Origin of the sequence: Catellatospora aurea, from assembly GCF_042663325.1 — a bacterium.
Classification (GTDB): Bacteria; Actinomycetota; Actinomycetes; order Mycobacteriales; family Micromonosporaceae; genus Catellatospora; species Catellatospora aurea.
Window position 1 is genome coordinate 184519 of record NZ_JBHTAC010000010.1, and the last position, 23895, is coordinate 208413.

Annotated in this window: 19 protein-coding genes and 1 pseudogene; 12 read left to right on the top strand and 8 right to left on the bottom strand. The window is 70.0% G+C overall.

All coding sequences use genetic code 11. From position 1 onward, the window contains the following. Positions 1 to 648: 648 nt before the first annotated feature. From ACFQO7_RS12880 to cofD, 3 genes and pseudogenes are all read right to left on the bottom strand, one after another. On the bottom strand, positions 649 to 1068 hold the full coding sequence (locus ACFQO7_RS12880) for a hypothetical protein (RefSeq protein ID WP_376806577.1): 420 nt from the start codon (positions 1066 to 1068) through the stop codon (positions 649 to 651). Between the two features lie 171 nt (positions 1069 to 1239). Next, a pseudogene (locus ACFQO7_RS12885) lies at positions 1240 to 1992 on the bottom strand (coenzyme F420-0:L-glutamate ligase); the annotation flags it as partial. A 43-nt stretch (positions 1993 to 2035) separates the two neighbouring features. Next, positions 2036 to 2998 (bottom strand): 2-phospho-L-lactate transferase, encoded by a 963-nt coding sequence (gene cofD / locus ACFQO7_RS12890; protein WP_376806578.1) that lies wholly within the window; start codon positions 2996 to 2998, stop codon positions 2036 to 2038. A 58-nt stretch (positions 2999 to 3056) separates the two neighbouring features. Here cofD and ACFQO7_RS12895 point away from each other — a divergent pair, with 58 nt between their 5' ends. Together ACFQO7_RS12895 and ACFQO7_RS12900 are read left to right on the top strand one after the other, a co-directional pair. Beyond that, positions 3057 to 5564, top strand: a complete 2508-nt coding sequence (locus ACFQO7_RS12895) for a bifunctional FO biosynthesis protein CofGH (RefSeq protein ID WP_376806579.1) — start codon at positions 3057 to 3059, stop codon at positions 5562 to 5564. Between the two features lie 320 nt (positions 5565 to 5884). Beyond that, positions 5885 to 6142 carry a WhiB family transcriptional regulator gene (locus ACFQO7_RS12900; protein WP_120316911.1) on the top strand — a complete coding sequence of 86 codons (258 nt, stop codon included), beginning with the start codon at positions 5885 to 5887 and terminating at the stop codon, positions 6140 to 6142. A gap of 91 nt (positions 6143 to 6233) precedes the next feature. Here ACFQO7_RS12900 and ACFQO7_RS12905 read toward each other — a convergent pair whose 3' ends face one another. Next, the gene (locus ACFQO7_RS12905) at positions 6234 to 6680 is read right to left on the bottom strand and encodes a metallopeptidase family protein (protein WP_120316910.1); all 447 of its coding nucleotides are present in this window, start codon (positions 6678 to 6680) and stop codon (positions 6234 to 6236) included. 120 nt (positions 6681 to 6800) lie between these two features. On the opposite strand from ACFQO7_RS12905, the gene ACFQO7_RS12910 reads away from it, so the two are divergent. Then, positions 6801 to 7163, top strand: coding sequence for a DUF3499 domain-containing protein (locus ACFQO7_RS12910; RefSeq protein ID WP_360522190.1), 363 nt, complete (start codon positions 6801 to 6803; stop codon positions 7161 to 7163). Here ACFQO7_RS12910 and ACFQO7_RS12915 read toward each other — a convergent pair. Both ACFQO7_RS12915 and ACFQO7_RS12920 read right to left on the bottom strand, forming a co-directional pair. Next, complete coding sequence (locus ACFQO7_RS12915; protein ID WP_376806580.1) at positions 7147 to 8496, bottom strand: NAD(P)/FAD-dependent oxidoreductase; 1350 nt, start codon at positions 8494 to 8496, stop codon at positions 7147 to 7149. The genes ACFQO7_RS12910 and ACFQO7_RS12915 overlap by 17 nt on opposite strands. Beyond that, positions 8493 to 9839, bottom strand: coding sequence for an aspartate aminotransferase family protein (locus ACFQO7_RS12920; protein ID WP_376806581.1), 1347 nt, complete (start codon positions 9837 to 9839; stop codon positions 8493 to 8495). Before ACFQO7_RS12920 ends, ACFQO7_RS12915 begins: the two co-directional genes overlap by 4 nt. 268 nt (positions 9840 to 10107) lie before the next feature. Between ACFQO7_RS12920 and ACFQO7_RS12925 the strand changes: the two genes are divergently transcribed. Then, on the top strand, positions 10108 to 11346 hold the full coding sequence (locus tag ACFQO7_RS12925; RefSeq protein WP_376806582.1) for an ABC transporter substrate-binding protein: 1239 nt from the start codon (positions 10108 to 10110) through the stop codon (positions 11344 to 11346). A gap of 74 nt (positions 11347 to 11420) precedes the next feature. Here the strand turns inward: ACFQO7_RS12925 and ACFQO7_RS12930 are convergent, their stop codons facing one another. After that, positions 11421 to 11900 (bottom strand): Lrp/AsnC family transcriptional regulator, encoded by a 480-nt coding sequence (locus tag ACFQO7_RS12930; protein WP_360522928.1) that lies wholly within the window; start codon positions 11898 to 11900, stop codon positions 11421 to 11423. Between the two features lie 293 nt (positions 11901 to 12193). Between ACFQO7_RS12930 and ACFQO7_RS12935 the strand changes: the two genes are divergently transcribed. From ACFQO7_RS12935 to ACFQO7_RS12965, 7 genes are all read left to right on the top strand, one after another. After that, positions 12194 to 13678, top strand: a complete 1485-nt coding sequence (locus ACFQO7_RS12935) for a gamma-aminobutyraldehyde dehydrogenase (protein WP_376806583.1) — start codon at positions 12194 to 12196, stop codon at positions 13676 to 13678. 46 nt (positions 13679 to 13724) lie between these two features. Continuing rightward, a complete protein-coding gene (locus ACFQO7_RS12940; RefSeq protein WP_360522205.1) occupies positions 13725 to 14960 on the top strand; it encodes a polyamine ABC transporter substrate-binding protein in 1236 nt (411 codons plus the stop codon). A 4-nt stretch (positions 14961 to 14964) separates the two neighbouring features. Next, the gene (locus ACFQO7_RS12945; RefSeq protein WP_376806584.1) at positions 14965 to 16050 is read left to right on the top strand and encodes an ABC transporter ATP-binding protein; all 1086 of its coding nucleotides are present in this window, start codon (positions 14965 to 14967) and stop codon (positions 16048 to 16050) included. A 1-nt stretch (position 16051) separates the two neighbouring features. Beyond that, positions 16052 to 16975: an ABC transporter permease gene (locus ACFQO7_RS12950; protein WP_376806585.1), complete on the top strand. Its 924-nt coding sequence runs from the start codon at positions 16052 to 16054 to the stop codon at positions 16973 to 16975. Then, a complete protein-coding gene (locus ACFQO7_RS12955; RefSeq protein WP_361040102.1) occupies positions 16975 to 17808 on the top strand; it encodes an ABC transporter permease in 834 nt (277 codons plus the stop codon). Before ACFQO7_RS12950 ends, ACFQO7_RS12955 begins: the two co-directional genes overlap by 1 nt. 153 nt (positions 17809 to 17961) lie before the next feature. Continuing rightward, complete coding sequence (locus ACFQO7_RS12960) at positions 17962 to 19374, top strand: NAD(P)/FAD-dependent oxidoreductase (RefSeq protein WP_203689414.1); 1413 nt, start codon at positions 17962 to 17964, stop codon at positions 19372 to 19374. Positions 19375 to 19463: 89 nt separating this feature from the next. Continuing rightward, positions 19464 to 20726, top strand: a complete 1263-nt coding sequence (locus ACFQO7_RS12965) for a saccharopine dehydrogenase family protein (RefSeq protein ID WP_376806586.1) — start codon at positions 19464 to 19466, stop codon at positions 20724 to 20726. A 780-nt stretch (positions 20727 to 21506) separates the two neighbouring features. On the opposite strand, the gene ACFQO7_RS12970 is transcribed toward ACFQO7_RS12965, so the two are convergent. After that, on the bottom strand, positions 21507 to 22097 hold the full coding sequence (locus tag ACFQO7_RS12970) for a 4'-phosphopantetheinyl transferase family protein (protein WP_376806587.1): 591 nt from the start codon (positions 22095 to 22097) through the stop codon (positions 21507 to 21509). 235 nt (positions 22098 to 22332) lie between these two features. Between ACFQO7_RS12970 and ACFQO7_RS12975 the strand changes: the two genes are divergently transcribed. Beyond that, positions 22333 to 23862, top strand: coding sequence for a TROVE domain-containing protein (locus ACFQO7_RS12975; RefSeq protein ID WP_376806588.1), 1530 nt, complete (start codon positions 22333 to 22335; stop codon positions 23860 to 23862). Positions 23863 to 23895 lie beyond the last annotated feature (33 nt).

Here is a 23895-nt window from a genome sequence, read left to right on the forward strand (position 1 = left end):
GCCGTGGCTTCCCTCCGCCATTCGGTGTCGGGCCATCACCAGCCTCAGGCGCTCCGAGGGTGCCTATTGGTGAAAGGGAGAGTGCGTCACTGGGCATAACGATGCTGGCTCGATGGTCTCGGATGGAGCGTTCTGCGGCAACCATCGTCTGTTCGGTGAGGTAGCTGAGGCGTGTGGCCTCGCGGTCCCACCATTCCGGACCGCCGTCGCTCGTGGTCAGCTCCCAAGCTCGGACAACCTCGAGCACTTCCCGTCTTGCCTTGGCCGTAGCCTCCATGATGCCTTCGATTGCGAGAGCATTCTGAATCGCAATTTCGCTGTCCTCGCGCATGCTCGCGATCAGGATGTCAAGCTGTACAAGTGCCAAGGAAGCCGCTTGGCTTTGGTCAGTCGGCCACATCTCTGCCAGCGCAGCCCGCTGGCGAGCCAACTTGTCAGCCTGGGCCGTCAACAGACTCGCCATCGCGCGCAGACCCTTTACCTGCTCCCAGCCAAGGTCGTCGTCCTCGTAGCGGATCATGTCCCATACCCGCGGTGGGTCAGCAGCGACCCAATTCGTTCTGCCCTCGGTCGGCCACTGAGTGAGAGCATCTTGGCGGGTTTTTACGTACCCACCCTCGGCGCGAAGCATCCCCGTAGGTCCGGTGTTCACGGCAGCATCCCCCTTGGTGGTTTCGGTGGGATTTCTTTTGCCGCTTCCTGGAGTTGTGTGATCGCGAGATATACTTCCTTCTCGATTTCGCTAATGCGAACGGCTGCCCGTCGGTCTGCGTCAGCGTAGTTCTCGACGATACGTTCCAGGGCAGTGGCGAGGCCTTCGGCCACCTGGAGCTGAGATTTAGCGTTCTTTCGATGCTGCGCGAGTACATCGTTTACTGACTGACGGGCAGCAAGCCCCTCGGCACACTCCAACGCAAGGCAGAATCGTGCCCCCCAGGCCATTTGCCGCTGGGCGGTAGTCAGGCCGGGCCGCAGGGCCTCGTTGGTGTCACGGCGCAATTCTGTACGGACTTCTCGTAACCCGGCCAGGTCGACGGTGAGTCGTTCCGGTACGCGTCGTTCAGGCATGCTTCCCTCCCCAAAGAAGCGCGCTGTGGAGACGTATCCGGGCCTAGCCGATCCACACCCGCCGGATTCACGTCTGCGGGCAGGGTAACGGATTGACCACGCTGAGCACAGCCCCGTACTCGGCGACCTGTGGATTACCCGGCGAGCGCCTGTGGATCAGGCCTGGCCGCGCGCCTCCGCGCGCCCCTGCTCCCGCGCCTCCGCAGTGCCGAGCGAGAACAGATCATGCTCCGCATCCCGCACCAGCGTCGGCACCACCCCGCTGCTGTCCCGCGTGGACGTGAGCAGCCCGCGTACGACCGCGACCGGCACCCGATCCACCTTCCCCTTCACCAGCTCCGCAGCCGCCGCCAACTCGTCCACGACCGCCATCTGCGTGATCTGCAGCTCGTTGCCGTACGGATCCGTCTCCCCCCGGTGGTCCCGCAGCGGCTCGATCCCCGCACACCCCAGGGCGACATCCGTCAGCCCGTTGCGCCACGGCCGCCCCATGGTGTCACTGACGATCACAGCCACATCCAGCCCGTACTGCTCCCGCAGCGCCTCACGCAGCGCCCGAGCCGACGCGTCCGGGTCGACCGGCAGCAGCACGAGCTGGGACCGGTCGACGTTGGAGTTGTCGATCCCCGCCGACGCCATCACGAACCCGTGGTGCGTCTGCACGATCCGCGTATGCCCCCGCGTTGCCACAGGGCGAGCCGTCTGCGACCGCAGCACCTGCTCCCGCGCCGCCTCCCGCTCCGGCCCCCCGACGGGCACCGACGCCAGCGCACCCTCCGACTTCGACACGATCTTGCTGGTGACGACGAGGATGTCCCCGTCGGCGAGCCACGGGGCCGCGCCGACGATGAGTTTGGCCAGATCGTCACCAGGCTGCACGTCCGGGATGCCGCGCACCGGGTGCACGCTGAAACCGTCGATCATGCCGCCACCTCGTTGCGCTCGTTGCCGGGACCAGTGTGCTCGTTCACCCGACGCCGCCCAACTCCAGGGCTGCGCGAACCATGGCGGCGGTCGCGTCGTCGTCGGTCATCCACAGGGGCACGGCGCGCACACGTACGCCGGGGACGTCGGTGGCGGCGTCGGCGGTGTCGACGAGCCAGCCGTCCAGCACGCCGCCGGCGGTGCGAGCCCCGAGGAGGCGGCCGACGCCCTGGGCGGAGCATTCGACGTCCACGGCGGACAGGCACTTGTCGGCCATGCCGCGGACGGGGCTGCCGCCGATGATGGGGGAGACGCCGACGACGGGGGCGGAGCCGCTGACGAGGGCGTCGCGCAGGGCGCTGACGGCGAGCACGGGCGCGATGGACACGACGGGGTTGCTGGGGGCGAGCAGCACGATGTCGGCGGCCTGGAGCGCGTCGAGCACGCCCGCGGCGGGTTTGGCGGTGTCGGCCCCGACGAAGCGGAACTGCTTGGCGGGCAGCGCGGCGCGGTGGCGTACCCACCATTCCTGGAAGTGGATGGCCTGGTCGCCGCTGCCGTCTTCGGCCGCGACCACGACGTGGGTTTCGAGGCGGTCGTCGGTGGCGGGCAGCAGCGTGATGCCGGGCTGCCAGCGGTCGCAGAGCGCGGCGACGACGGCCGACAGCGGGTAGCCGGCGTTGAGCATGCGGGTGCGGACCAGGTGGGTGGCGATGTCGCGGTCGCCGAGGCCGAACCAGGTGGGTTCCGCGCCGTACTTGGCCAGCTCCTCCTTGACGGTCCAGGTCTCGCCCGCGCGGCCCCAGCCGCGTTCGGGGTCGATGCCGCCGCCGAGGGTGTACATGACGGAGTCGAGGTCGGGGGTGATGCGCAGCCCGTGCATCCACACGTCGTCGCCCACGTTGACGACGGCGGTCACCTCGTCGCCGGTGGCGCGGGCGTGGGCCCGCACCCCGGCGAGGAAACGCGCGCCGCCGATGCCACCTGCCAGCACCACGATCCGCATGGCGACATCCTCCCGCACCGCGGGAGGCCGGCGGGGCCAGGGTCGTAGGCTGGCCTCCATGTCCAGCGAGGTCGTTGCCCAGCCGGTGGTCGGTTCCGCGGAGATCAGCCGTGCGCTCAGGCGCGCGGCGGCGGGGAAGGCATTGGACGCCGCGGAGGCTACCGCGCTGCTCAGCGCCTCGGGGGCGGCGTTCGACGAGCTGCTGGCACTGGCTTCGGGGGTACGCGACGCGGGGTTGCGCGACGCCGGGCGGCCGGGCGTGATCACGTACTCGAAGAAGGTGTTCATCCCGCTGACGCGGCTGTGCCGTGACCGGTGCCACTACTGCACGTTCGCGACGGTGCCGCACCGGCTGCCCGCGGCCTACCTGGACCGGGACGAGGTGCTGGCGATCGCCCGGCAGGGCGCGGCGCTGGGCTGCAAGGAGGCGCTGTTCACGCTGGGCGACCGGCCGGAGGAGCGGTGGCCGGCGGCGCAGCAGTGGCTGACCGAGCGGGGGTACGCGTCCACGATCGACTACCTGCGGTCGGTGGCGATCGCGGTGCTGGAGGAGACCGGCCTGCTGCCGCACCTGAACCCGGGCGTCATGAGCTGGGCGGATCTGCAGCGGCTGCGGCCGGTGGCGCCGAGCATGGGCATGATGCTGGAGACGACCGCGACGCGGCTGTGGTCGGAGCCGGGCGGCCCGCACTACGGCTCGCCGGACAAGGAGCCCGCGGTGCGGCTGCGGGTGCTGGCCGACGCGGGACGGGTCGGGGTGCCGTTCACCACGGGCATCCTGATCGGCATCGGCGAGACGCACGCCGAGCGCGTCGACGCGATCTTCGAGATGCGCCGCAGTGCCCGGGAGTACGGGCACCTGCAGGAGATCATCGTGCAGAACTTCCGGGCCAAGCCGGACACGGCGATGCGCTCCACTCCCGACGCGTCGGTGCTGGACCTCGCCGCGACGGTCGCGGTGACGCGGCTGCTGATGGGGCCGGGCATGCGCGTCCAGGCCCCGCCGAACCTCATCGACGCCTCGTTCGAGCTGCTGGTCAAGGCCGGGATCGACGACTGGGGCGGGGTGTCGCCGCTGACGCCCGACCATGTGAACCCGGAGCGGCCGTGGCCGCACCTGGACGAGCTGGCGGCGCTGACCGCCGCCGCCGGGTTCGCGCTGCGCGAGCGGCTCACGGTGTATCCGAACTACGTGCGCGGCGGCGAGCGGTGGCTCGACCCGCGGCTGCACCCGCACGTGCGGGCCCTGGCCGACGAGCACGGCATGGCTGTCGCGGACGCGCCGGTGACCGGCCGCCCGTGGCAGGAGCCCGAGGTCGAGGGCGGGGTCGGCCGTGTCGAGCTGCACCGCGAGATCGACGATGAGGGGCGCACCGGCGACCGGCGCGGCGACTTCGACACGGTGTACGGCGACTGGTCGCTCGTCGGCGAGGCGGTGAGCGGGGACGCGGGTCCCGCGGTCAGCGTGGGGGCGCTCGCGGCGGGGCTGCGGATCGCGCGGGAGAACCCGGCGGCGCTGCTGGAGCCGGTACACGAGGAGGCGGCGCTGGCCCTGCTGCACGCCGACGGGGCGGCGCTGGACGAGCTGTGCCGCATCGCCGACGACGTACGCCGGGACACGGTCGGCGACGACGTCACCTATGTGGTCAACCGGAACATCAACTTCTCGAACGTGTGTTACGTGGGCTGCCGGTTCTGCGCGTTCGCGCAGCGTGAACGCGACGCCGACGCGTACCGGCTCAGTGTCGAGCAGGTCGCCGACCGGGCCGAGGAGGCCTGGCGCGACGGCGCGACCGAGATCTGCGTGCAGGGCGGCATCGACCCGCAACTGCCCGTCTCGGTGTACCCGGACCTGGTCCGCGCCGTGAAGGAGCGGGTGCCGGGCATGCACGTGCACGCCTTCTCGCCGATGGAGATCGTCACCGCCGCCGCCAAGGCGGGCGTGTCCGTGGCGGACTGGCTTACCCGGCTGCGGGACGCGGGCCTGGACACCATTCCGGGCACCGCCGCGGAGATCCTCGACGACGAGGTGCGCTGGGTGCTGACCAAGGGCAAGCTGCCCACCTCGGCCTGGGTGGAGACCGTCGAGACGGCGCACCGGCTGGGCATCCGGTCCAGCTCCACGATGATGTACGGCCACGTCGACCATCCGAAACACTGGCTGGGCCACTTCCGGGTGCTGGCCGGGCTGCAGGACCGCACCGGTGGCTTCACCGAGTTCGTGGCGCTGCCGTTCGTGCACACCAACGCCCCGATCTACCTGGCCGGCATCTCCCGCGCGGGGGCGACCTGGCGTGAGAACCGGGTGGTGCACGCGATGGCCCGGCTGCTGCTGCACGGGCGCATTCCCAACATCCAGTGCTCCTGGGTGAAGCTGGGCGACGAGGGCACCGTGGCCATGCTCAACGGCGGCTGCAACGACCTCGGGGGCACTCTTATGGAAGAGACGATTTCCCGGATGGCCGGATCGGCGCACGGCTCGGCCCGTACGGTGGAACAGCTGCACGCCATCGCCGCGGCCGCCGGTCGGCCCGCTCGCCAGCGCACCACGAGTTACGTGCGCTAGCGGCTCATTCCTGTCCGAAGGTCGTCAGCACCCTGCCGTCAAGTTCGACACGCCAGCAGAATTTCGCCACGACACGCCCGACATGCCGTCACCGGTTTCGGGTCTGAATCGATAGGGCAGTGGCGGGACGGTGACATACCGAACCGAACGGCCCTGCCGGGCGTGTACCAGAGTGAGCTTGACGGTGCACGTAGGACACGCGTGTAATTTTGCGTGGGGCTGGAGGTAGCGGCATCCACAAACCCGCCTATGTGGACAAACGCTCTCCAGGTGGGGGGTTGCGCCGGTCGTGACCGGCGCGCAATAAGGAGGCAGCGGAGATGGACGGTCGCCCCGTCGTGGCGGATCTGCTGGGCAACGCGCCCGAGTGGCAGGAGCACGCGCTGTGCTCCCAGACTGACCCGGAGGCGTTCTTCCCCGAGAAGGGTGGTTCTACCCGCGAGGCCAAGCGCATCTGCTCGCGCTGCGAGGTCAAGTCCGAGTGCCTGGAGTACGCGCTGTCGCATGACGAGCGCTTCGGCATCTGGGGCGGACTGTCCGAGCGCGAACGGCGCAAGCTCAAGCGCCGCGCGATCTGAGACTTTCGAGCGCTGCCGGCCCGTGGGGGCGGTCCGGCAGCGCTTCGACAAGCGACACCGCCGCTCCGGCGAGCGCGTCCGGCCTGGTCGGCTACGCGAGATCGTCGGGGTTGAGGCCCAGCAGGTTGGCGACCTGCTCGACGATCACGTCACGCACCAGCTCGCCCAGGTCGTCGCGATCTGAGGCCCGGAACTCCAGCGGACGCCGGTAGACCACGATCCGCGGCGGCACCCCGTGCCTGCCCGGCCGTCCCGGTAGCAGCCGCGCCAGCGGCACCCGCCCGTCCTCCAGCACGTCCGAGTCGTAGACGTTGAGGTCCGGCGGCACGTCCTCGACCGCGAACTCCACCCCGGCCAGCTCGGTCGCGAACCGCGCCTCGAGCGACTCCACCGTGTCCAGCACCAGCTCGTCGAAGACCTCGGCCTTCGTCCGGGCCAGGGGCACGCTGGCCGGCACCAGCCGACCGCGCATACCCCGGCCGTGGCGGTCGCGTCGGCGGCGGGCGGCGGTCGGGCGGCGGCGGGCGGGACTGGTCACCCGGCAAATGTATCCCCGAGCGCCAGTGCCGGTACCCGGTACGGGGCCGTGATCCTTCCCTCGGCGTGTCGCGGCGCAACCGGCGTGCCGGTGCGCGGCGGGGCGCTAACGTCACACGCCGTGAGGTCTCCACGGCGTTGCTCCCGTAACGGCTGCCCCCGGCAGGCGGTTGCAACGCTGACCTATGTCTATGCGGAGTCCACGGCGGTGGTCGGCCCGCTCGCCGCGTACCAGGAGCCGCACACGTACGACCTGTGCGAACCCCACGCCCTGAGCCTGACCGCTCCCCGCGGCTGGGACCTCGTCCGCCACGACGGCGAGTTCGAGCCCCCGCCGCCCACCACCGACGACCTGGTGGCCCTGGCCGAAGCGGTCCGCGAGGCAGCCCGCCCCGCCCCCCGCCAGCCCGCCCCCGAACCGCCCCACAACGGCCCGCCCACCCCCGGCCGCCGCGGCCACCTCCGCGTCATCCCCCCGTCCTGACCCTTGCTTCCCAGCGGTCGAGGGCGACGACGGTGCGCAGGGCGGTGTTGATGCCGAGCCAGCGGAGGGGTTCGGGCTCCCAGCGGGGCGAGCGGTGGTTGACCCAGGGCAGGACGGTCAGCGGGGTTTCGGCGCCGGTGATCAGGTCGGCGAGGGTGCGACCGGCCAGGTTGGTCGCGGCGACGCCGTCGCCGACGTAACCGCCCGCCCAGGCCAGGCCGGTGGACCGGTCGAGGCCGACCGAGGGGTGCCAGTCCCGGGTGATGCCCAGCGGCCCGCCCCAGGCGTGGGTGATCTTCGCGTCGTTCAGGGCCGGGAAGAGTTCGACCAGGGTGTTCCGGAGTGCGAGGTGCACCGACGGCTCGTTGTCGAAGGACGGCCGTATCGCCGAGCCGTAGTGGTACGGCGCGCCGCGCCCGCCGAAGGCGAGCCGGTCGTCGGCGGTGCGCTGGCCGTAGATGACCAGGCGGCGGTGATCGGTGAAGGTCTCCCGCCGGTCGAGTCCCGCCTCGCCCCAGAAGGACTTCGGCAGCGGCTCGGTGGCGATCATCAGCGAGTAGATCGGCACCACGGCACGCCGGTGACCGGGCAGGCTCGCCGTATAGCCCTCGGTGGCCCGGACGACCGTGTCGGCCCGCACCATGCCGTGGTCGGTGCGCAGCGCGGCACGGCGCCCACCGACCGCGGTGTGCCCCGCGCCCGGCATGACCTCCAGCACCCGGGTCCGCTCGTAGATCGCGACGCCGAGCCGCTCGACGGCCGACGCCAGCCCGCGGGCCAGCCGCAGCGGGTGCACCGCCGCGCAGTGCGGGGACCAGGTCGCCCCGTGCACCGCGGTCGCGCCGCACCGGTCGCGCGCCTCGGCCCGGTCGAGCAGCCGCAGCTCGAACCCGTACGACGCGGCCAGCTCCGCCTCCACCCGAGCCCCGCGCCACTGCGCCGCAGACCGGGCCAGCCCCAGCGTGCCGCCCTTGTCCCAGTGGCAGTCGATGCCCTCGGCGGCGGCGGCCCGGCCGACCTCGTCCACGGTGTCGATCATCGCCTGCTGGAACGCGATCGCCGCGCCCCGCCCGTGCAGCTTCTCCAGCTTCGGCAGGGGAGTGGGCAGCAGCCCGGAGCACCAGCCGCCGTTGCGGCCCGACGCGCCGAACCCGGCCTGCTCGGCCTCCACGATCGCGATCCGCAGCCCGGGATCGGCCTGGCGCAGGTAGTACGCCGTCCACAGGCCGGTGTAGCCCGCGCCCACGATCGCCACGTCGACGTCCAGGTCGCCGGGCAGGCGCGGGCGGGGCGTGACGGCCCCGCCCGCGGTGTCGAACCACAGGGAGGTCACAGCAGTGACGAGGCCCGGGTCAGCACATCCCGCAGGATCTGCTCTATCTCGTCGAACTGCTGCTGGGTGGCGGTCAGTGCCGGGGAGAGCTGGATGACCGGGTCGCCCCGGTCGTCGGCGCGGCAGTACAGCCCCGCCTCGAACAGCGCCGTGGACAGGAAGCCGCGGATCAGCCGCTCGGACTCCTCGGCGTTGAACGTCTCCCGGGTGGCCTTGTCCTTGACCAGCTCGATGCCGTAGAAGTAGCCCTCGCCGCGGACGTCGCCGACGATCGGCAGGTCGTACAGCTTCTCCAGGGTGGCCCGGAACGCGGGCGCGTTCTCGCGTACGTGCCCGACCAGGCCCTCGCGCTCGAACACGTCCAGGTTGGCCAGTCCGACCGCGCAGCTGACCGGGTGCCCGCCGAACGTGATGCCGTGGGCGAACATCTGCCCGTCGGCCAGGAACGGCTCGATCAGCCGGTCACTGGCGATCATCGCGCCGAGCGGGGAGTATCCCGAGGTCATGCCCTTGGCGGTGGTGATGATGTCGGGCTGGTAGCCGTAGTACTGGGCGCCGAAGTACTCGCCGAGCCGGCCCCAGGAGCAGATGACCTCGTCGGACACGAGCAGCACGCCGTAGCGGTCGCAGATCTCGCGTACCCGCTGGAAGTAGCCGGGCGGGGCGGGGAAGCAGCCGCCCGCGTTCTGCACCGGCTCCAGGAACACCGCGGCGACGGTCTCCGGGCCTTCGCGCTCGATCGCGCGGGCGATCTCGTCGGCCGCCCACACGCCGAACGCCTCGTAGTCGTCGCCGTGCTCGGGGGCGCGGTAGAAGTTCGTGTTCGGCACCTTGATGCCGCCGGGCACCAGCGGCTCGAACTCGGCCCGGAACGCCGGGACGCCGGTGATGGACAGCGCGCCGAGCGAGGTGCCGTGGTAGGCGAGGTAGCGGCTGACGACCTTGTGGCGCAGCGGCTGGCCGACCTTCTTGAAGTAGGAGCGGGCGAGCTTCCACGCGCTCTCCACGGCCTCGGAGCCGCCGGTGGTGAAGAAGACCCGGTTCAGGTCGCCGGGGGTCAGCTCGGCGATGCGGTCGGCGAGCTCGATGGCCTTCGGGTGGGCGTACGACCAGAGCGGGAAGTAGGCCAGCTCGTGCGCCTGCTTGGCGGCGGCGTCGGCCAGTTCGGCGCGGCCGTGGCCCGCGTTGACGGTGAACAGGCCGGCGAGGCCGTCGAGGTAGCGCTTGCCGTTGCTGTCCCAGACGTACGTGCCCTCGCCGCGGACGATCGTCGGCACGCTGCCCTCGCGGTACGCGCCCATGCGGGTGAAGTGCATCCAGAGGTGGTCGGTTTCCTTGCCCATCGTGAGGCCTCACTCATCCGTACGTTGCGGCGTTGCCTACGGTTATCGCATACGTCGTCGAGATACAGCAACCCTCTCGGTAGTATTTTCGCACGACGGCTACGGATTTCGTAGTGCGTCGGCAACCGGGCCGACATTGTTGGGCGGTAACGGGCGGTTTGTGAGCTGCCGCACCTCAGCGGGCAGACGCCGGGCCGATTTAGGCACAATTGCGGGTCATCCCTTTACCCCTCCAGGCTCTCAGCCTGCCCAGCGAGAGGTGCCTAGATTGCGCGCTCGTCCTCTGTCGGCTCCCGCCCGCGCCCTGCTCGCGGCCACCACCGCGACCCCCTCGCGTCGGCGCGTGCTGCGCGGCGCCCTGGCCGGCGGCGCGCTCGCCGCGGCCGGCGGGGTCATGGCCGCGTGCAGCCCCAGCGGCATGGCTCCCCAGGCCGGGGCGTCGACCCGGCCCGCGTGCAAGGCGACCGACGTCTCGGCGAGCGAGCGCAAGGTGTCGTTCGGCAACTGGGTGCAGTACCTGGACGTCGACTCCAACGACGAGAAGCGCCACCCGACGCTGGCCGCCTTCAAGGCGCGCACCGGCGTCGACGTGTCCTACACCGAGGACATCAACGACAACAACGAGTACTACGGCAAGATCCGCGCGCAGCTCGCGGCCTGCCAGAGCATCGACCGCGACATCGTGGTGTTCTCCGACTGGATGGTCAACAAGTTCATCCGCAACGGCTTCGCGCAGGAGCTGGACCCGGCCAAGACGCCGAACTACCGGCGCAACCTGCTGCCTTCGCTCAAGGCCCGCCCGTACGACCAGGAGCTGCGCTTCGCGGTGCCGTGGCAGTCCGGGCTCACCGGCTTCGCGGTCAACACCCGCGTCGCCAAGGAGGTGCGCACCGTCGACGAGCTGCTCACCCGCCCCGACCTCAAGGGCAAGGTGAGCGTGCCGATGGAGATGCCGGACACGATGGGCCTGCTCATCGCGTCGCTGGGCAGGAATCCGGCGGCGTTCACGCCCGAGGACTTCGACGCCGCGCTGGAGAAGCTGCGCAAGGCCGTCGAGTCCGGGCAGATCCGCCGCTTCACCGGCAACGAGTACGTCCAGGACCTGGCCAAGGGCGACGTCGCCGCGGCGATCGCCTGGTCCGGCGACGCCCTTCAGCTGGGCCTCAACGACGAGAAGATCAAGTTTGTATCGCCGGACGAAGGCCTGCTGATCTGGTCGGACGCGGCGGTGATCCCGGTGACCGCGACGCACGCGAGCAACGCGATGTCGCTGCTCGACCACTACTACGACCCGAAGGTCGCCGCCGAGCTGGCCGCGTGGGTCAACTATGTCTGCCCCGTGGCCGGCGCGCAGGACGAGATGGTCAAGATCGACCCTGAGCTGGCCGAGAACACGCTGATCTTCCCCGACGACGCCATGCTCGCCGGCGTGAAGGCGTTCGCCCCGCTCGGCGAGGCCGAGGAGAAGGAGTACCAGGCGAAGTTCTCCGCCGTCATGGGCGTCTGACGCGACCCGCCACGCAAACACGCAGGCCCACCTGGATGACCGTCCAGGTGGGCCTATACGCAGGTGAAGCGGGCCTAGGCGGTGCCCCAGGAGTAGGTCTGCTTGCGGAGTTTGAGGTAGACGAAGACCTCGGCGCCGATCACGCCGTCCACGGCGCGCACCTCGTGCAGGATCTCCAGCAGGTGGTCGTCGTTGCGGCAGACCGCCTCCAGCAGCAGGTCGTACGACCCGGCGGTGATCACCACGTAGTCGACCTCCTCGATCTCGGAGATCCGGTCGGCGATGCCGTCCAGGTCGCCCGTGGTCTTCACGCCGATCATCGCCTGCCGGCCCAGCCCCAGCTGGAGCGGGTCGGTGACCGCCACGATCTGCATGACGCCCGCGTCGATGAGCCGCTGTACCCGTTGTCTCACGGCCGCCTCGCTCAAGCCGACCGCGCGGCCGATGGTCGCGTACGGTCTGCGGCCGTCCTCCTGCAACTGCTCGATGATCTGCTTCGCGATGTCGTCGAGGAGCGCGTGGTTGGCGTGGTTGAGTTGAGGGTGTCGGCGGATGACAGCGCGTGGTGCGGCGGAGTCGGCGGGCGTCGGCAATGAGGCCTCCTGGGGCGTACGCAGAGGGGGATCGCGAGGGAGATGATCCGGCCCGGGCATCGTATCGCTACGAGGCAGACGATTCCGGCACTTGGTGGACAGCCTTGTAACGGAAACGACATCAACTCGCGATATCGGCTGCCGGAATTCGTAGTCGCACCTCAGATTCGCCACGGAATCCCTTGTCATGTGGCGCACGTCATGTCACGATCGTCGCGCCACGGGTTGTTAACCATCTGACAGTGGGAGGCGATATGAACGGCTTTTCGCCGAATGTCATCGGTGAGCGTTTCGCCGATGGGACGTCGGGTGAGCGGTTCACCGTGGTCAACCCCGCCGACGGTAGCACCGTCGCCGAGTACGTACTCGCTGGTCAGGAAGATGTGCACGCCGCCGTCGCGGCCGCGCGGGCGGCTTTCCCGGGCTGGTCGGGCGCGACGCCGGGCGAGCGTTCCGGCGCGCTGCACCGGCTGGCCGGGCTGCTGTCGGAACGGGCCGCGGATTTCGTGGCGGCCGAGGTCGCGCAGACCGGCAAGCCGAAACGCCTGGCGACCGAGTTCGACGTGCCCGGCACGATCGACAACACCGCCTTCTTCGCCGGGGCAGCCCGCGACCTGCAGGGCAAGGCGGCGGGGGAGTACTCCGCCGACCACACCAGCTACGTGCGCCGCGAGGCGATCGGCGTGGTCGGCTCGATCTCGCCGTGGAACTACCCGCTGCAGATGGCGGCCTGGAAGATCCTGCCGGCCATCGCGGCGGGCAACACCATCGTGCTCAAGCCCGCCGAGCTGACCCCGCTGACCAGCGTGATGTTCGCGCAGGCCTGCCTGGACGCCGGTATCCCGGCCGGGGTCGTCAACGTGGTCACCGGGCGCGGCCCGGTGGCCGGGGCGGCGCTGGTCGCCCACCCCGAGGTGGACATGGTCAGCTTCACCGGCTCGACGGCGGTGGGCCGGGGCATCGGCGCGACGGCCGCGGGCGCCGTCAAGCGGGTGCACCTGGAGCTGGGCGGCAAGGCGCCGTTCCTGGTGTTCGACGACGCGGACGTGGAGGCCGCGGCGCAGGGCGCGGTGGCCGGTTCGCTGATCAACTCAGGGCAGGACTGCACCGCCGCGACCCGCGCGTACGTGCAGCGCCCGCTGTACGACCGCTTCGTGGCCCGGGTCGCGGAGCTGTTCGAGGGTGTGCGCGCCGGGGACCCGCTGGACCCGGCGACCGACATCGGCCCGCTGATCAGCCTCGCCCAGCGCGACCGGGTGGCGGGGTTCGTCGACCGGGCCCGCGCGGCGGGTGCCAAGATCGTGGCGGGTGGCCGGGTGCCCGAGGGTCTGGCGCACGGCGCCTACTACGCGCCCACCCTGGTCGTCGACGCCGCGCAGGACAGCGAGATCGTCCAGCAGGAGGTCTTCGGCCCGGTGCTGGTCGTGCTGCCGTTCGACGCCGATGATGAGGGTGTGGCACTGGCCAACGACACGCCGTACGGCCTGGCGGCGAGCGTGTGGACGCGTGACGTGCACCGGTCGCTGCGGGGCACGCGCGAGCTGCGCGCCGGATGTGTGTGGGTCAACGACCACATCCCGATCATCAGCGAGATGCCACACGGGGGTTACCGTCGCTCCGGCTTCGGAAAGGACATGTCCACGTACTCGTTCGACGAGTACACCCAGATCAAGCACGTCATGTACGACACCACCGCGGTCGCCGCGAAGCCGTGGCACCGCACCGTCTTCAGTCAGTAAGTGATATCTGCGCCTGTACACCCCTCTGGCAGTGAAGGAACGTTCGATGGCTCGTCGCATACCACTCTCCCCGCAGGCTCAGGCAGTGCTGGCGGCCATGCCGTCGCGCCGGACCGTGTTGCGCGGGGCTCTCGCCGGAGGGGCGTTCGCGGTGGCCGGCGGTGCGCTGGCCGCCTGCGGCACCAAGGGCACCGGCAACGGCAACGCCGGCCCGTCGGCCGGCCCGCTCTGCACCGTCGCCGACGTGTCGGCCACCGAGCGCAAGATCGCCTTCTCCAACTGGCCCGCCTACATGGACGAGGACGAGAAGAACCCCGAGGTCCACCCGACGCTGGTGGCCTTCAAGGCGAAGACCGGCATCGACGTCACCTACACCGCCGACATCAACGACAACAACGAGTTCTACGGCAAGATCCGCACGCAGCTCGCGGCGTGCCAGCCGATCGACCGGGACCTCGTGGTGTTCACCGACTGGATGGCGGCGACGTTCATCCGCAACGGCTTCGCCGCCAAGTTCAACGCCGACAAGGTCGCCACGTTCAGCAAGAACCTGGCCCCGTCCCTGCGCAGCCGCCAGTTCGACCCGAACATGGAGTACGCGGCGCCGTGGCAGTCGGGCCTGACCGGCATCGGCGTGAACACCGCGGTGACCAAGGAGGTGCGCACGGTCGACGAGCTGCTGACCCGCCCCGACCTGAAGGGCAAGGTCACCTGCCTCACCGAGATGCACGACACGATGGGCTTCATGCTCCTGTCGATCGGCAAGGACCCGGGCAACTTCACCACCGCCGACTTCGACGCGGCGCTGGAGAAGCTGAAGGCCGCCGTGGCCTCGGGCCAGATCCGCCGCTTCACCGGCAACGACTACGTGCAGGACCTGGCCAAGGGCGACATCGCCGCCTGTATCGCGTGGTCCGGCGACGTGATCCAGCTCGGCTTCGAGAACGACAAGATCAAGCTGGTGACGCCGGACGAGGGCATGATGCTCTGGTCGGACAACATGCTGATCCCGATCACCTCGCCGCACGCGGCGAACGCGATGGCGTTGATCGACTACTACTACGATCCGAAGGTGGCCGCCGAGCTCGCCGCGTTCGTGAACTACGTCTGCCCGGTGGCGGGCGCGCAGGAGGAGATGGTCAAGATCGACCCGGACCTCGCGCAGAACCCGCTCATCTTCCCCGACGCCGCGATGCAGTCGAAGATCAAGATCTTCAAGCCGCTGACCGAGGCTGAGGAGAAGGAGTACCAGGGCAAGTTCCAGGCAGCGATCGGGGCGTGACAGGTTGACCGACCAGGACCTCTGCATCGAGAACGTCACCAAGACGTTCGGCGGCTTCACCGCCGTCGACGACCTCACCCTGACCATTCCGGACGGCTCGTTCTTCGCGCTGCTCGGGGCGTCGGGCTGCGGCAAGACCACCACGCTGCGCATGGTCGCCGGCCTGGAGGAGCCGAACGCCGGGCGGATCACGCTCGGCGGGCTGGACATCACCCGGATGCGCCCGTACAAGCGGCCGGTCAACACGGTGTTCCAGAGCTACGCGCTGTTCCCGCACATGAGCGTCGAGGACAACGTGGCGTTCGGCCTGCGCCGCAAGGGCGAGAACCGGGCGGAGACCCGCCGCAAGGTCGCCGAGATGCTCGACCTGGTCCAGCTGGGCCAGTACGGGTCGCGCCGCCCGGCGCAGCTGTCCGGCGGGCAGCAGCAGCGGGTGGCGCTGGCCCGGGCCCTGGTCAACCAGCCCGAGGTGCTGCTGCTCGACGAGCCGCTCGGCGCGCTCGACCTCAAGCTGCGCCGGCAGATGCAGATCGAGCTCAAGCGCATCCAGACCGAGGTCGGCATCACCTTCGTGCACGTCACGCACGACCAGGAGGAGGCCATGACCATGGCCGACACGGTCGCGGTGATGCAGGCGGGGCGGATCGAGCAGCTGGGCGCGCCGGCCGAGATGTACGAGTTCCCGGCCTCGGCGTTCGTGGCCAACTTCCTCGGCCAGTCCAACCTGATCAAGGCGGAGGTCACCGGCCAGGCCGACGGCCACGTCACGGTCGACGCGCACGGCAACCGGCTGGCGGTGCCGGCGGGCCGGTGCCGGGTCACGTCGGGCACGGCTCTGCTGGGCGTACGCCCGGAGAAGCTGCACCTGGCCGACGGCCCGGACGCGGTGCCCTCGGGCCACGCGGCGGTGCGGGGCGTCGTCACCGACGCGTCCTTCACCGGCGTCTCCACGCAGTACCTGGTCCGCGCCCCGTGGGGCAGCGAGCTGACGGTGTTCGTGCCCAACTCCGGCATCGCGAACCCGGCGCTGCCCGGGACCGAGGTGGCGGTGCACTGGTCGCCCGCGCACTCGTTCCTCGTGGGGAGCTGACGTGGCCGCCCTGCTGCCCACGGCGTCGGGCACCCCCGCCGCCGCCACCGAGATCCCGGTCGAACCCCCGGCCGGGATGCGGCGGCGTAGGTGGATCCCGTACGCCCTGCTGGCCCCCGGGCTGCTCTGGCTCGCGGTGTTCTTCGTCTACCCGGTGTTCCAGCTGGTCATGGCGAGCCTGTGGGACCCGAGCGGCTCGGTGGAGTCCGGCTACACGTTCGCCTGGGCCTTCTCGAACTACGCCCAGGCATGGGAGATGTTCCACGTCCAGTTCCTGCGCTCGCTGTGGTACGCGTTCATCACCACGGTGGTCTGCGTGCTGCTGGGCTACCCGCTGGCGTACGCGATCGCGATCAAGGGCGGGCGCTGGAAGAACCTGATGCTGGTCGGCGTGATCGCGCCGTTCTTCACCAGCTACCTGGTGCGCACGTACTCGTGGAAGGCGATCCTGTCCGACAGCGGGCCGGTGGTCGACTTCCTGAAGTGGGCGCACCTGCTCGGGCCGGACGGGCGGCTGCTGGCGACCGAGTTCGCGGTGATCGCGGGCCTGGTCTACAACTTCCTGCCGTTCATGGTGCTGCCGCTGTACGCCAGCCTCGACAAGCTGGACGTGCGCCTGCTGGAGGCCGCGCGCGACCTCTACCACGGGCCGGTGCGCAGCTTCTTCCGCGTGACGCTGCCGCTGTCCATGCCGGGCGTCATCGCGGGCACCCTGCTCACCTTCATCCCGGCGGCCGGCGACTACGTGAACGCGCAGCTGCTGGGCGGGCCGAACACGCAGATGATCGGCAGCGTGATCCAGTCGCGCTTCCTGATCGTCAACGACTACCCGATCGCGTCCGCGCTGTCGGTGATGCTCATGGCGACGATCCTGGTGCTGGTGACGATCTACGTCAGCACCGCGGGCACGGAGGAGGTGGTCTGATGCACGGGTTCTGGCGCTGGCTCGCCGAGAAGTGGGTGCTGCTGCTCGGGTTCGTGCTGCTGGCCTACCTGTTCGTGCCGATCGCCGTGGTCATGCTGCTGTCGTTCAACCAGCCGGCCAGCCGCAACACGACGTACGTGCTGGACCTGGAGACGTTCCAGTTCACCTGGAACAACTGGACCGACATCTGCGGCGCGGCCGGCATCTGCGACTCGCTGATGCGCAGCATCTACGTGGGCCTGTCGGCGACGGTGATCGCGACGATCCTGGGCACTTTGATCTCGTTTGCCCTGGTCCGCTACCGGTTCATCGGCCGGGGCAGCACCAATACGCTGATCTTCCTGCCGATGGCCACCCCGGAAATCGTCATGGGCACGTCGTTGTTGACCCTGTTCATAGGGCTGCAGATTCCGATGGGCTTCTTGACGATCCTCATCGCGCATGTCATGTTCTGCATATCGTTCGTGGTGGTCACCGTGAAGGCACGGCTGGCCGGGCTTGATCCGAGGCTGCAGGAGGCGGCGATGGACCTGTACGCGACGCCGTGGCAGGCGTTCCGTCTGGTCATCCTGCCGCTCGTGCTGCCCGGAATCGTGGCCGCCGCCCTGCTGGCGTTCTCGCTGAGCTTCGACGACTTCATCATCACCAACTTCGTCACCGGCACCAGCGACTACACCACCTTCCCCATGTTCATCTGGGGTTCCAACCTGCGCGGCATCCCGCCGCAGGTCAATGCCATCGCCACCGCGATGTTCCTGATCTCGTTCGCGTTTGTCATCGCGGGCCAGCTGCGCACCCGTCGCCGCTCCGCCCGCCGCGCCGCGACGTCCTGATTCTCCGCACGGCCGCCGACCCGGAGCACGCCTGATCGTGCTTACCGGCTCGGCGGCCGTTTGGTATTCCCAGACATTTCGTTTGTCTGGGTATTTACAGGGAAAAAGGAGCTGAAACCGGGCTCCCGGGTAATAGAAGGAGGAGATCGGCTCATGCGGGCCAAAGGATCAAAACTGTGGGCGTCGGCGCTGTCAGACACGTCGCCGACGCCGTACTGGACGGACCGGCCTTCCCGGCCGGCACCCGTGCCCCCGCTGACCAGCGCGACCACCGCGCAGCTGGCAGTCATCGGGGGCGGCTACAGCGGCCTGTGGACGGCGCTGCTGGCCAAGGAGCGCGACCCGTCGACCGACGTGGTGGTGCTCGAATCGGGGGTGTGCGGCCACGCCGCCTCCGGACGCAACGGCGGATTCTGCTCCGCGAGCCTCACACACGGGCTCGCCAACGGGGTGGACCGCTTCCCGGACGAGATCACCGAGCTGGAACGGCTCGGCCGGGAGAACCTCGACCAGATCGAGGACACGCTGGCCCGGTACGGCATCGACTGCGACTTCGAGCGCACCGGTGAGCTGGAGGTGGCCACCTCCGCGTACCAGCTGGACTGGCTGCACGAGTCGGCGGAGCTGACCCGGTCCATGGGTTATCGCGCCGAGGTGTTCGACGCCGAGCAGGTGCGGGCCGAGGTCGACTCGCCGACGTACCTGGGCGGCTGGTGGGACCGGGACCGGGTGGCCATGGTCGACCCGGCGAAGCTGGCCTGGGGCCTGCGGCAGGCGTGCCTGACCCTGGGCGTGCGCATCTACGAGGGCACCCCGGTGCTCGGGGTGAGCAGCGGGCGCGACGGCCTGCTGCTGCGCACCCCGCACGGCGAGGTGCGAGCGGCCCGGGTCGCGCTGGCGACCAGCGCCTTCGGACCGCTCGTGCGCAAGCTCAAGCGCTACCTGATCCCGGTGTACGACTACGCCCTGATGACCGAGCCGCTGACCGCGACCCAGCTCGGTGACCTGGGCTGGCGCAACCGGCAGGGGCTGGGTGATTCGGCGAACCAGTTCCACTACTACCGGCTCACCGCGGACAACCGGATCCTGTTCGGCGGCTACGACGCGATCTACCACTTCGGCAACCGGATCGCGCCGACCCTCGAACAGCGCCAGGACACCTTCACCCGGCTGGCCGAGCACTTCTTCACCACGTTCCCGCAGCTGGAGGGACTTCGGTTCACCCACAGCTGGGGCGGGGTGATCGACACCTGCACCCGCTTCTGCGCCTTCTTCGGCACCGCGTTCGGCGGCAGGCTGGCCTACGCGGCCGGCTACACCGGACTGGGCGTCGGCGCGACGCGTTTCGGCGCGCAGGTGATGCTCGACCACCTCGAAGGGGCGTCCACGGAGCGCACCAGGCTGGACTTCGTACGGTCCAAGCCCTGGCCGCTGCCGCCGGAGCCACTGCGCTCGCTCGGCATCCAGCTGACCCGCTGGTCGCTGGCGCGCGCCGACGAGCACCAGGGCCGCCGCAACCTGTGGCTGCGCACGCTGGACCACGCCGGGCTGGGCTTCGACTCCTGACCCACCTGTCCCGCCGTCCCACCGGTGGGAAACACACCTGAATCAAGTCGTTTCGTGGCATTCGTCGCCACGATGTTGAAGGGACTTTTATGCGTATCCTGCTGGTCGGCGCTGGTGGCGTCGGCAGTGCAGCAGCCGCCATCGCCGCTCGCCGTGACTTCTTCCAGCTCATGGTGGTCGCCGACTACTCCCTGGAGCGCGCCCGGCGGGCCGTCTCCGGACTGGACGACCGGTTCGTCGCGGCGCGCCTGGACGCCTCCCGCGCCGCCGACGTCGCCGAACTGTGCCGCGAACACGAGATCACGCACGTGCTCAACGCGGTGGACCCCCGCTTCGTCATGCCGATCTTCGACGGGGCGTACGCGGCCGGGGCGGACTACCTCGACATGGCCATGTCGCTGTCCCACCCGCACCCCACCGACCCGTACGCCAAGACCGGCGTGATGCTCGGCGAGGACCAGTTCGGCAAGGCCGTCGCCTGGGAGGCGGCCGACCGGCTCGCGCTCGTCGGCATCGGCGTCGAGCCCGGCCTGTCCGACATCTTCGCCCGGTACGCCGCCGACCACCTGTTCTCCGAGATCGACGAGATCGGCGTGCGGGACGGCTCCAACATCACCGTCGAGGGCTTCGACTTCGCCCCGTCGTTCTCCATCTGGACCACCATCGAGGAGTGCCTCAACCCGCCGATCATCTGGGAGCGCGAGCGCGGCTGGTTCACCACCGCCCCGTTCAGCGAGCCCGAGGTGTTCGACTTCCCCGAGGGCATCGGCCCGGTCGAGTGCGTCAACGTGGAGCACGAGGAGGTGCTGCTCATCCCGCGCTGGGTCGACGCGAAGCGGGTCACCTTCAAGTACGGCCTCGGCACCGAGTTCATCGAGATCCTGAAGACCGTGCACAAGCTCGGCCTCGACTCCACCAGGCCGGTCGCCATCGGCGGCGGCAAGTCGACGGTCATGGTCTCGCCGCGCGACGTGCTCGCCGCGCAGCTGCCCGACCCCGCCACGCTGGGTTCCCGGATGAAGGGCAAGACCTGCGCCGGCACCTGGGTCAAGGGCAAGGGCCTCGACGGCCGGGCCAAGGAGATGTACCTGTACCACGTCGTCGACAACGAGTGGTCCATGCGCGAGTACGGCCACCAGGCGGTGGTGTGGCAGACCGCGGTGAACCCCGTCGTCGCGCTGGAACTGCTGGCGCAGGGCGTGTGGAAGGGCGCCGGGGTGCTCGGCCCCGAGGCGCTCGACCCGGTGCCGTTCCTGGACCTGCTGACCGCGTACGGCTCGCCCTGGGGCATGCGTGACCAGCAGCCCTTTCGAGCGGTGACCCAGGCGGCCCGCGAACAGATCGCCGCCTGACGCGTTGTTCCGTACCCCCTCGGGCATGTCCGCGCTCCGGCGGATGTGCCCGAGGGCGCACGCCGCCGCGCGGAAGTCCGTTGCTCCGCGTGCGCGGTCGGCCTAGGGTGATCTCCGCGCCTCCCGGTGCGCAGGCAGCGGCTACTTCGGGCCCTGCGGGTTGCGGGTTCGAGTCCCGCACGGGCCTTCGGGTCCGGTAGCTCAATTGGCAGAGCAGCAGGTTGGTGCCGCCGCCGACTTCTGATCTCGGGAGGCGTCCACGCGGCACGCCCGGTGCACCGGTGACGGATACACCATGGAGGCCCTGCGGCCTGTGAAGTGCTCCCGGAGACGGGACTCCGTCGCCACCTCGATCTCGGGCCGCGCCGGCACCACTGTCTACGAGAGTTCACATCTTTTTTGATGTGCCCACATCAAAAAAGATGTGAACCGCTGAGGGGATGCGTCCTTCGGCGGGAAATCCGTTGCTGCGGCGCACGGCTGGATCTAGGTTGGACCTACGTCTCCCGGTGCGCAGGCAGCGGATACTTCTTCCTCCATGGGTCGCGGGTTCGAGCCCCGCCCAGGCCTTCGGGCCCGGTAGCTCAGCTGGCAGAGCAATGGCTACGCCGCCGCCGACCTTGATCTCGGGAGACGAACACGGCACGCCCGGTGCGCAGGTAACGGCTACTCCACTGCAAATGGGGAGGTCGCGGGTTCGAATCCCGCTCGCCGTCCGTCAGGACGGTGGTAGCTCAGCGGCCCAGAGCGCCAGGTCCCGGCGACGGGACCACCACGCCGTCATCGACTCGATCTCGGGCGTGCCGCGTTCCCTTCCTCGTCCCAGCAGGCGACCGAAATAGAAGCACCGAGCGCCGTTGCCGTGTCGCAGGCCAGGCCGAGCACCGTTTCCCGGTGACGCCAAGCCGCAACAGTCATGGTGGGCAGGCCGGGCAGTGTCGCCGTCAGCCTCGCGGTGAGGGGCAACGGCATGGGCCGGAGTAGGCCGCCGTCGCGCAGCCCAACGCCGAGAGCCTTGCCCACGGCTTCCTTCGCGGTCCACAGCAGCAGAAAGTCGTCAGGGTGGCGGGCGACCCAGTCTGCTTCCGGCGCGGAGAACCAGCGCCGGGCCAGTTCGGCTGCGGGCAGGTGGCGGATCGGCTCCACGTCCACGCCCAGTGGGCCGAGATCGGTGACGGCCACGGCCGCCACGTCCGGGGTGTGGCTGATGGCCAGGTGCAGGCGGGGAGCGCCGATCACATAGGGCCGGCCCGCCGGCTCGCGGCCGATCTCGATCTGCGCGGGGTCGATGCCGAGCACCTGGCCGGTGGCGTGCCGGGCCAGGGCGGTGGCGTCCACGGCGGAGGCCAGCCAGATCCGGATGCCCGACATGAGGAACACGATGGCACGTGTGGGGCCCTCGACAAACCCTTTGCCCGCCAGGGGATCGCGCACCTACATTGATCTCCGCACCTCCCGGTGCGCAGGCCCACGGCTACTTCACTGGTATTGAAGACGGCGCAAGCCGATCTCTGTCCGTGGCCGCTTCGATCTCGGGAGGCGCGACTCCTCTCCCGTACCCCGGATGGGTTTCGCGCGCCCGAAAACCCCCGGGGGAGGGGACATCATGGCCAAGTTCAACCTGTCGACGCTGGTGAAGCGCCCGGCCGGGGTGACCGCCGAGGGCGCGCCCGGGTTCGCCCGCGAGCCGAGGCTGGAGCTGTTCCTGCTGGCCGTGTCGAACATGGTCGGCGAGCAGACCTTCTACGAGCGCGCCGACGATCGCGACGACCGGTTCCGCGGGCTGGTGGCGAAGGTCGCCGTGGCGGACCCGGAGTGGTTCGCGCGGTTCGTGCCGTGGCTGCGGCTCGGCGCCAACCTGCGCAGCGCCTCGGTGGTGGCCGCGCTGGAGGGCGCGAAGGCCCAGGTAGGGGCCGGTATCCCCGGTTCGCGCGCGGTGGTGGACGCGGCGCTGCAGCGGGCCGACGAACCCGGCGAGGCGCTGGCGTACTGGCTGTCGCTGCACGGCCGGGCGCTGCCCAAGCCGGTCAAGCGCGGCATCGCCGACGCGGCGGTGCGCCTCTACCACGAGCGCAGCCTGCTCAAGTACGACTCGGACGGCCGCGCGCTGCGCTTCGCGGACGTGCTGGAGCTGACCCACCCGAGCCCGCGCGACGCGGCTCAGGGTGCGCTGTTCCAGCACGCGCTGGACCGCCGCCACCAGCGGGGCAACCCGATCCCGGAGGCGCTGCCGGTGCTGCGCGCCCGGGAGGAACTGATGGCGCTGCCGGTCGAGCAGCGGGCTGCCGTGCTCGACCCGCGGACGCTGGCCGCGGCGGGGATGACGTGGGAGGCGCTGGCGGGCTGGCGGCAGGGGCTGCTGGACGCCGCGGCGTGGTCCGCCATGATCCCGTCGATGGGCTACCTGGCGCTGCTGCGCAACCTGCGCAACTTCGACCAGGCCGGGGTGAGTGACGAGGTCGCGGCCGTGGTGGCGGCGAAGCTGTCCGACCCGGACGAGGTGGACCGGTCGCGGGTGCTGCCGATGCGCTTCCTGTCGGCGTACAACGCGGCGCCGAGCCTGCGCTGGGCGTACCCGCTGGAGAAGGCGCTGCAGTTCGCGCTGGGCAACGTGCCCCGGCTGGACGGCCGCACGCTGATCCTGATCGACACCTCGGGGTCGATGAACAGCGCGTTCAGCCGCGACGGCTCGCTGCGCTGCTGGGACGCCGCGACCATGTTCGGCCTGGCGGTGGCGGCTCGCGCGGCGGACGCGACGGTGGTGTCGTTCTCCAACGACACCAAGCTGTTCGATCTGCGCCCAGGTGAGTCGGTGCTCAAGGCCGTGCAGCGGTTCAAGGACGGCGGCTGGTTCTTCGGCGGCGGCACCTCGACCGAGCACGCGGTCCGCAAGCACTACGCGGGCCACGACCGGGTCCTGATCCTCACCGACGAGCAGGCCCACTGGCACGGCAGCGCCGACGTGGCAGCGGCCGTGCCCGCCAAGGTCCCCGTCTACACCTGGAACCTCGCCGGCTACCGCCTCGGCCACACCCCGTCGGTCGCCAAGCGCCACACCTTCGGCGGCCTCACCGACGCCGCCTTCTCGATGATCGGCCTCATCGAGTCCGGCGAGTCCGCCACCTGGCCGTTCTGAAAGCAAGGGCACCTTCACGACGCTCCGCGTTGT

Bases quoted from the DNA above. Each gene is read 5' to 3' on its own strand.
- ACFQO7_RS12880 (WP_376806577.1), bottom strand. From the start codon at position 1,068: ATGCCTGAACGACGCGTACCGGAACGACTCACCGTCGACCTGGCCGGG.
- cofD (WP_376806578.1), bottom strand. From the start codon at position 2,998: ATGCGGATCGTGGTGCTGGCAGGTGGCATCGGCGGCGCGCGTTTCCTC.
- ACFQO7_RS12895 (WP_376806579.1), top strand. From the start codon at position 3,057: ATGTCCAGCGAGGTCGTTGCCCAGCCGGTGGTCGGTTCCGCGGAGATC.
- ACFQO7_RS12900 (WP_120316911.1), top strand. From the start codon at position 5,885: ATGGACGGTCGCCCCGTCGTGGCGGATCTGCTGGGCAACGCGCCCGAG.
- ACFQO7_RS12920 (WP_376806581.1), bottom strand. From the start codon at position 9,839: ATGGGCAAGGAAACCGACCACCTCTGGATGCACTTCACCCGCATGGGC.
- ACFQO7_RS12935 (WP_376806583.1), top strand. From the start codon at position 12,194: ATGAACGGCTTTTCGCCGAATGTCATCGGTGAGCGTTTCGCCGATGGG.
- ACFQO7_RS12940 (WP_360522205.1), top strand. From the start codon at position 13,725: ATGGCTCGTCGCATACCACTCTCCCCGCAGGCTCAGGCAGTGCTGGCG.
- ACFQO7_RS12955 (WP_361040102.1), top strand. From the start codon at position 16,975: ATGCACGGGTTCTGGCGCTGGCTCGCCGAGAAGTGGGTGCTGCTGCTC.
- ACFQO7_RS12960 (WP_203689414.1), top strand. From the start codon at position 17,962: ATGCGGGCCAAAGGATCAAAACTGTGGGCGTCGGCGCTGTCAGACACG.
- ACFQO7_RS12965 (WP_376806586.1), top strand. From the start codon at position 19,464: ATGCGTATCCTGCTGGTCGGCGCTGGTGGCGTCGGCAGTGCAGCAGCC.
- ACFQO7_RS12970 (WP_376806587.1), bottom strand. From the start codon at position 22,097: ATGTCGGGCATCCGGATCTGGCTGGCCTCCGCCGTGGACGCCACCGCC.
- ACFQO7_RS12975 (WP_376806588.1), top strand. From the start codon at position 22,333: ATGGCCAAGTTCAACCTGTCGACGCTGGTGAAGCGCCCGGCCGGGGTG.